General features: G+C 51.9%; 1 protein-coding gene. It reads left to right on the top strand.

Annotated features, from left to right (window positions below; translation table 11 throughout):
• Window positions 1-501: protein-methionine-sulfoxide reductase catalytic subunit MsrP (gene msrP, locus ACP4J3_RS50915; RefSeq protein ID WP_426545133.1), on the top strand; the 501-nt coding region annotated here is incomplete at both ends.

Here is a 501-nt window from a genome sequence, read left to right as displayed (position 1 = left end):
CTATGAATTCGGGCTGGATAAAGCCGATCCCGCCGCTAATGCTGGTAGCCTGAAAACCGATCCATGGACACTGAAAATCAGCGGCGAAGTGGCAAAACCATTGACCCTCGATCACGATGATTTAACCCGTCGCTTCCCGCTGGAAGAGCGTATTTATCGTATGCGCTGCGTGGAGGCATGGTCGATGGTGGTGCCGTGGATTGGTTTTCCGCTGCACAAATTGCTGGCGCTTGCCGAACCCACCAGCAATGCGAAGTATGTCGCTTTCGAAACAATTTATGCACCGGAACAAATGCCAGGCCAGCAGGACCGCTTTATCGGCGGCGGGCTGAAATATCCTTATGTCGAAGGATTGCGTCTCGACGAAGCAATGCATCCGCTCACACTGATGACCGTGGGTGTTTATGGCAAGGCGTTACCGCCACAAAATGGCGCGCCGGTACGACTGATTGTGCCGTGGAAATATGGCTTTAAAGGGATTAAATCGATAGTCAGTATTAA

Origin of the sequence: Streptomyces sp. UG1 (assembly GCF_049974585.1) — a bacterium.
GTDB lineage: Bacteria > Actinomycetota > Actinomycetes > Streptomycetales > Streptomycetaceae > Streptomyces.
This window is presented reverse-complemented; position numbering and strand designations above follow the sequence as displayed.